The sequence below is a fragment of the Variovorax sp. 20P10.2.4 genome (assembly GCF_058244205.1).
Window position 1 is genome coordinate 1 of the sequence record NZ_JBZAYE010000738.1, and the last position, 3,308, is coordinate 3,308.

The 3,308-nt window shown below is 68.3% G+C and carries 4 protein-coding genes; all 4 read left to right on the plus strand.

Going from position 1 to position 3,308, the window contains the following annotated elements:
- The coding region (locus AC27VN_RS36630) for an ABC transporter ATP-binding protein (RefSeq protein ID WP_490879809.1) at nt 1-568 on the plus strand (568 nt) is incomplete at its 5' end.
- Nucleotides 565-1,371: an ATP-binding cassette domain-containing protein gene (locus AC27VN_RS36635; protein ID WP_490879810.1), complete on the plus strand. Its 807-nt coding sequence runs from the start codon at nt 565-567 to the stop codon at nt 1,369-1,371. The genes AC27VN_RS36630 and AC27VN_RS36635, both read left to right, overlap by 4 nt.
- Nucleotides 1,372-1,407: 36 nt before the next feature.
- Complete coding sequence (locus AC27VN_RS36640; RefSeq protein WP_398499509.1) at nt 1,408-2,901, plus strand: ABC transporter substrate-binding protein; 1,494 nt, start codon at nt 1,408-1,410, stop codon at nt 2,899-2,901.
- 4 nt (nt 2,902-2,905) lie between these two features.
- Nucleotides 2,906-3,308: amidase family protein (locus tag AC27VN_RS36645; protein ID WP_490879811.1), on the plus strand; the 403-nt coding region annotated here is incomplete at its 3' end.

Genomic DNA, 3,308 nt, shown 5'->3' on the forward strand with positions numbered 1-3,308 from the left:
CCCCGACGCGGCCTCGCGCCTGGATGCCTATCCACACCAGTTCTCGGGCGGCCAGCGCCAGCGCATCGGCATCGCCATGGCGCTGGCCTGCGGGCCCGACCTGCTGATCGCCGACGAACCCACCACCGCCCTGGACGTGACCATCCAGAAGCAGGTGCTCGACCTGATCCAGAACCTGGTGGCCGAGATGGGCATGGCGCTGATCCTGATCTCGCACGACCTGGGCGTGATCGCCAACAGCGTGCAGCGCATGCTCGTGATGTACGGCGGCAGCGTGGTGGAGAGCGGGCCCACGCGGGCGCTCTTCGCGAACCGGGCGCATCCGTATACCAAGGGGCTGTTCGCGGCGCGGCCGGTGATCGGGGCGCCGAAGGGGCAGCGGCTCGCGACGATTCGCGGCAGCGTGCCCGAGCTGGTGGACCTGCCCGCGGGCTGTCCGTTCGCGGGGCGCTGCAGCTACACGGTCGATGCCTGCCAGTCGACGCGGCCACCCGCGGTGATGCTGCCCGATGACCATGCGGTGCGTTGCATCCGACTCGACGAGATCGAAGCGGAGGCCGTGGCATGACGCAAACGAAGACACCGCTGCTGCAGGTCACCGACCTCGTACGCCACTACGCGCTACCGCGCGAGAAGCTGCTGGGCCCGCCGCCCACCGTCAAGGCGCTCAACGGCGTGAGCTTCGAGGTGCAGGCCGGGCGCAGCGTGGGGATCGTCGGGGAGTCCGGTTCGGGCAAGTCGACCATCGCACGCCTCGTGATGGCGCTGGACAAGCCCACCTCGGGCAGCGTGAAGCTCGAAGGGCGCGAACTGCATGCCCTCTCAAGAGACGAACTGCGCACCGCCCGTCGCGACTTCCAGATGGTGTTCCAGGACCCCTACGGTTCGCTCGACCCGCGCCAGACGGTCGCGCGCATCGTGGCCGAGCCGCTCGAAGCACTGGCTCAGGTCTCGAAGAAGGAGCAGCGCGAGCGCGCCGCCGAGTCCCTCGCCGCCGTGGGCCTGCGCCCCACCGACCTCGACAAGTACCCACACGAGTTCTCGGGCGGCCAGCGCCAGCGCATCGCCATCGCCCGGGCCCTCATCACCCGCCCCAAGCTCATCGTCGCCGACGAGCCCGTGAGCGCCCTGGACGTCTCCGTGCAGGCCCAGGTGCTCAACCTCATGCAGGACCTGCAGCAGCAGTTCGGCATCAGCTACCTGCTCATCAGCCATGACCTCGCCGTCGTCAACCACCTGTGCGACGAAGTGTGCGTGGTCTTCAAGGGGCAGATCGTCGAGCGCGGAACGCCCCAGGAGCTCTTCGCCAACGCCCAGCATCCGTACACGCGCACGCTGCTCGGCGCGGTGTTGCAGGCGCCGGCCCACTGATTTTTTTCTGTTGTCTTTTCCAGGAGCTATCGAAGTATGTTGAAGCGTCGCACCCTCATGACGTCCGCCATGGCCGCGGCCATCCCGGGCGTCTTCCTGCCGCAGGCGCGCGCGCAGGCCGGCAAGAACACGCTGACCATCGGCATGCCACTCGAACCGCCGGGCCTGGACCCGACCACGGGCGCGGCCTCGGCCATCGCCGAGATCACGCAGTACAACATCTTCGAGACGCTGACCAAGGTCAACGCCGACGGCTCGGTGACGCCGATGCTGGCCGAGAGCTGGACCTCCTCGCCCGACATGAAGACCTTCGTCTTCAAGCTCAAGCGCGGCGTCAAGTTCCAGAACGGCGAGCCCTTCAACGCCTCGGTCGTGAAGTTCTCCTTCGACCGCGCGGGCAACGCCAAGAGCACCAACAAGGACAAGCGCTTCTTCAGCGAGATCGGCACCGTGGTGCTCGACGAGCACACGGTGGGCGTGAACAGCACGCTGCCCAATCCCGACCTGCCCTTCATGCTGGGCCAGTCCACCGCCTGCCTGGTCGAGCCCAAGAGCGCCGACACCAATGCCACGCAGCCCGTGGGCACCGGCCCCTACAAGCTCGGCGGCTGGCAGCGCGGCGCCTCGTGCACGCTGGTCAAGTCCACCACCTACCGCGATCCCGCGCAGGCCAAGATCGAGCGCTTCGTGTTCCGCTTCATGTCGGACACCGCGGCCCAGACCGCCGCGCTGCTGTCGGGCGACATCGACATCTTCCCGCGCGCGGGCACGCGCTCGGTGAGCCAGTTCAAGGGCAACAACCGCTTCCAGGTGATCGAGGTCGGCACGCGCGGCAAGGTGATCCTCACCATCAACAACCGCAAGAAGCCGCTCGACGACGTGCGCGTGCGCCGCGCGATCCTGGCGGCGATCGACCGCAACGCGATCGTGCAGGGCGCGGCCGACGGCTTCGGCAAGCCCATCGGCAGCCACTACGCGCTGGGCGCGCCCGGCTTCATCGACACCACCGCGATGAATCCCTTCGACGTCGAGAAGGCGAAGAAGCTCTTGGCCGAGGCCGGCGTGAAGACGCCGCTCGAGCTGCGCCTGCAGCTGCCGCCGCCGTCGTATGCGCGCCAGGGCGGCGAGGTGATCGCCGCGCAGCTCGCGCAGATCGGCATCAACGTGAAGATCCAGAACGTGGAATGGGCCCAGTGGCTCAGCGGCACCTTCGGCGGCGCGCACGACTTCGACCTCACGATGGTCGCGCACGTCGAGCCCTTCGACCTCGTGAAGTACACCGAGACCGACTACTACTGGGGCTACGACTCGAAGAAGTTCCGCGACCTGTACGTCGCGATCCAGAACGAGGAGAACAAGAAGCGCCGCGCCGACCTGCTGGGCGACGCGCAGAAGATGCTGGCGACCGACGCGGTCAACGGCTTCCTCTACCAGGCCGTGTTCCCGACCATCGCGCGCAAGGAAGTCAAGGGCCTGTGGCCCAGCATGCCGATCGTGGTGAACGACCTCGCGGCCATCTCGTGGAGCTGATGCGATGACGACGAAGAACCTGTACGACCTCGGCGCGGCCGAGCTGGTCGCCGCCTACGCGCGCCGCGAACTCTCGCCGGTCGAGGTGGCGCGCTCGGTCAATGCGCGCATCGAGGCGCTCGAGCCCAAGCTCTGCGCCACCTGGCTGTTCCGCCCCGAGCTCGCGCTCGAGCAGGCGCGCGCCTCCGAAGCGCGCTGGCTCGCCGGCACGCAGCGCGGCGCGCTCGACGGCGTGCCCGTGACCATCAAGGACAACCTCGCGACCGCGGGCGACCCGATGCCGCTGGGCACCGCCGCCTATCCGCTGGTGCCGATGGCGCAGGACTCGCCACCCGCCGCGCGCCTCAAGGAGGACGGCACGGTGCTCGTGACCAAGACCACCATGCCCGACGTGGGCATGCTGTCCT